Below are 3,773 nucleotides of genomic sequence, written 5' to 3'. Positions count from 1 at the left end.
ATTCGCTACTACGGCTTGATTCAGCCCGCGCCGGATGGGGGCGAATTGGCCGGTCGTCGCTACGTCCACGAGTTTGACACCATGACCGGATGTACGCGCGGCTGGCATGAGATCGTCGATCGGGCTGGCAATGTCCGGCAAATTCGTCCCGAGCGGACCGATGGGATAACCAGGCGCTATCAATTCGACAGCAATGGTCGGTACAGGGGGAACTGGTAGATGCACGTCGATCTTCAAATGGTGCGCCGGGTATTCGAGGATGTCCTGAGCGGCACCCTGTCGCGAGAGCAGGCGGACCGTTGGGCCTACACGGTGGTGCAGCAGGAGGAGGCGGGCGTCGCGACGTATTCGCCGTCGTTTGAAAGAGACTACATCTGGGCGGGCGTGATGTATCTCTACGGGATCGACACCATGAAGGCTCCGGGCGAATACCTTCACTCCGACGACGATATCCGCACGGCGATGAACGCCAAGCTTGGCGAGGTTGCCGATAGGGAGCCATTGATTCCGCTGCGCGCCGTCGACCTGTGGCCGTCGCAGCGTTTGGCCCGCAAGCTTCGTTGAGCGCGACAGCCGCGCTCGGTCGCGGCCCTTGACTTCGCTTGTCAGGTTCTCTTGTCGGGCTCCCTGATCACGTTCTCTTGGCGCGGTCCTTGTCGTTCTGCGTCTTGATCGATTCCTTCGCCTTGGCCCAGTCGTCGTCGCTCCAGTCGCGCAACTGGTAGAAATTGCCGCCCATCGCCAGCGCCTGGCCGCCGTCCATCGCGATGGTTTCGCCGTTGATCCAGTCGCAGCCGCCCGAAATCAGGAACACCGCGAGATTCTGCAATTCCTCCATGGTGCCGACCCGGCCCATCGGGTTCATCGCCCTGGTGCGGGCGCCGGCTTCGTCGCCGGGCTTGATGCGCTTGCTCATGCCTTCGGTCGGGATTTCGCCGGGCGCGATGGTGTTGAGCCGGATGCCGTGACGTCCCCATTCGGTCGCGAGCGACATGGTCATGGCGTGCACCGCCGACTTGCTCATCGCCGAGGGCACGACATAGGGTGAGCCGTTGCGCACCCAGGTCACGGTGATCGACACGACATTGCCGCGCAGCCCGCCTGCGATCCAGCGCCGCCCCACCGCGTGGGTGACATAGAACGTGCCATGCATGACGATGTTGGCGACCGCATCGAAGCCGCGCGGGCTCAGGTCTTCGGTGCGCGAGATGAAATTGCCGGCCGCGTTGTTGATGAGGTCGGTGAGCGGACCCTCGCGGAAGATGTTCTCGACCATCTCGTCGACGGCCTGCGCGTTCCGGATATCGAGGCCGTGGCTCATCACGTGGCCGCCATACTGGTCCATCAGCTCGATCGCGGTCTCGTCGCACACGATCTTGCGGCGGCCGCAGATATGGACCTCCGCACCCAGTTGCAGGAAGCGTGCGGCCATCGACCTGCCAAGCCCAGTGCCGCCTCCGGTCACCAGGATGCGTCGGCCGGCGAGAAGCTGCTCGTTGAACATCGTTCCACCCAAACGGATTGTCTGTTAATTGGTCGATTGACTAAATCGCTACCGCGGCTTTCTGTAAAGCCGCAAGACAAAAAGAGCCTGAGGAGAACTCTCATGGAACAGCGCGTTTCGATCTCGGTTTCGGAAGGCGTCGCCGACGTCCGCCTGGTCAGGGCGGACAAGATGAACGCGCTGGACATGGCGATGTTCGAGGCGCTGGTCGCCGCGACCGAGCGGCTTCGCGGCGAGAAGGGCGTGCGCGCGGTCGTGTTGTCCGGGGAGGGGCGGGCGTTCTGCGCCGGCCTTGACATGGGCCGGTTCGCCGCGATGAAGGACAGCGGCGGTGCGGGCATTCCTGGCGGCCAGGAGCGTGACCTCACGGTCCGTACCCATGGAATGGCGAATTTCGCGCAGCAGGCGGTATGGGGCTGGCGGCAGCTGCCAATGCCGGTGATTGCCGCGATCCAGGGCGTGGCGTTCGGCGGCGGTTTTCAGCTCGCGCTCGGCGCCGACATGCGTTTCCTTACCCCCGATGCGCGGATGTCGATCATGGAAATCAAATGGGGATTGGTGCCCGACATGGCGGGGACGCCGATCCTTGCTGGTCTGGTGCGCGACGATATCCTGCGCGAACTGACCTATACGGGCCGGATTTTCTCCGCCCAGGAGGCGCTCTCTTACGGCCTCGCCACCAGGATCTGCGGCGACCCCCGCGCCGCCGCTTTCGAGGTCGCGCGCGAGATCGCGGGCAAGAGTCCGGATGCGATCCGCGCCGCCAAGCGCATGATCAACAAGCTCTACGCCGATCCGGCGCCGGCGCTTCTGGCCGAATCCGTCGAGCAGCAGAAGCTGATCGGCAGCCCCAACCAGGCCGAAGCGGTCAGCGCCAACATCGACAAGCGCGCCCCGCGCTTCACCGACGTTTGAGGAAAGTCCCTGTGATTCCGGGGAGCGCGAACCCGGCATCCTGGGATTGCCCGATGCGCTACGGCGCATCTGGGGCTCGTGCTGGCAGTCGATCGCCTCTTTCTTCATCTTGCGCGGCGATAAAAAAGTTGCACACTGCTTGGCTGCCGGGCTGCTGCTGGAGAGCTGTACCATGTCCCCCCAGACCATGCCTTCCGATGCCGAGTTTCGCGCCAACCGTGTCGACGACGCGCAAGCGCTGGAAGAGGACACCAGGCTCAGGAACGACATCAGGCTGCTCGGGCGGATCCTCGGCGATACCGTGCGCGATCAGGAGGGGGCCGACGTGTTCGACCTGGTCGAACGCATCCGTCAGACCTCGATTCGCTTCCATCGCGACGAGGACCGGCTGGCGCGGCGCGAACTTGAATCCATTCTCGACAGCTTGTCGATCTCCGAGACCGTGCGCATCGTGCGCGCCTTCAGCTATTTCTCCCACCTCGCCAATATCGCTGAAGACCAGAACATCATCCGCCGGATGCGAACCGGCAATGCCGCCAACGGCACACCGCGGTTGGGCGCTCTGGCCGAGACGGTGTCGCAAGCGCAGGCCGCGGGCTTCAGCGCGGCGGATCTGCGCGCCTTTTTCAAGGAGGCGCTGGTCAGTCCGGTGCTGACGGCCCATCCGACCGAGGTCCGGCGCAAGAGCACGATGGACCGCGAAATGGAGGTCGCCGCGCTGCTCGAGCGCCGCGAACGGGTGCAGTTCACGCCGGACGAGGCCGAGGCGAACGACGAGGCGTTGCGTCGCGCGGTGCAGACCCTGTGGCAGACCAATCTGTTGCGCCGGACCAAGCTGACCGTGCTCGACGAAGTCGACAACGGCCTGTCGTTTTATGACTATACCTTCCTGCATGAGGTGCCGCGGTTGATCTGCGCGCTGGAGGACCGGCTCAACGAGGGTGAGGAGGCCGCGGACAGCGTCGCGTCCTTCCTGCGGATGGGAAGCTGGATCGGGGGCGATCGCGACGGCAATCCCTTCGTCACCGCCGACGTGATGCGCGGCACCTTGCGGCAGCAGTCCAGCCTCGTGCTGCATTTCTATCTGGAGCAATTGCATCTGTTGGGCGGCGAGCTGTCGATCGCGGCGCATCTGGCCGATATTTCGGAGGAGTTGCGCGTGCTGGCCGAGCATTCGCCCGACACCTCGCCGCATCGGAGCGGCGAGCCGTACCGGCTTGCGGTGTCCGGCATCTTTGCCCGCCTCGCGGCGACCGCGCAACGGCTCGACGTCGAGATCATACGCCGGCCGGTCGCGGCGGCCGCGCCCTATGCCAGCGTCGCGGAATTGCAGGCCGATCTCGACGTGCTCGAC

General features: G+C 64.6%; 5 protein-coding genes. 4 read left to right on the top strand and 1 reads right to left on the bottom strand.

Annotated elements, in window-relative coordinates; all coding sequences use genetic code 11:
- Both WCB02_RS26680 and WCB02_RS26675 read left to right on the top strand, forming a co-directional pair.
- A partial coding sequence (locus tag WCB02_RS26680; protein WP_423962754.1) for a hypothetical protein occupies positions 1-219 on the top strand: 219 nt, incomplete at its 5' end.
- The gene (locus tag WCB02_RS26675; protein ID WP_423962753.1) at positions 220-564 is read left to right on the top strand and encodes a hypothetical protein; all 345 of its coding nucleotides are present in this window, start codon (positions 220-222) and stop codon (positions 562-564) included. It begins immediately after the preceding gene.
- Between the two features lie 67 nt (positions 565-631).
- Here WCB02_RS26675 and WCB02_RS26670 read toward each other — a convergent pair whose 3' ends face one another.
- Positions 632-1,504 (bottom strand): SDR family oxidoreductase, encoded by an 873-nt coding sequence (locus WCB02_RS26670; protein ID WP_423962752.1) that lies wholly within the window; start codon positions 1,502-1,504, stop codon positions 632-634.
- A 102-nt stretch (positions 1,505-1,606) separates the two neighbouring features.
- Here WCB02_RS26670 and WCB02_RS26665 point away from each other — a divergent pair, with 102 nt between their 5' ends.
- Both WCB02_RS26665 and WCB02_RS26660 read left to right on the top strand, forming a co-directional pair.
- A complete protein-coding gene (locus WCB02_RS26665; protein ID WP_423962751.1) occupies positions 1,607-2,419 on the top strand; it encodes a crotonase/enoyl-CoA hydratase family protein in 813 nt (270 codons plus the stop codon).
- A 172-nt stretch (positions 2,420-2,591) separates the two neighbouring features.
- Positions 2,592-3,773, top strand: a 1,182-nt coding sequence (locus tag WCB02_RS26660; protein ID WP_423962750.1) for a phosphoenolpyruvate carboxylase, incomplete at its 3' end; no start/stop codon positions are given.

The organism is Bradyrhizobium sp. (assembly GCF_049581145.1).
In the GTDB taxonomy this organism is placed as follows: Bacteria; Pseudomonadota; Alphaproteobacteria; order Rhizobiales; family Xanthobacteraceae; genus Bradyrhizobium.
The sequence above is the reverse complement of the archived record's forward strand: the minus strand, read 5'-3'. Positions and strand labels throughout refer to the sequence as shown.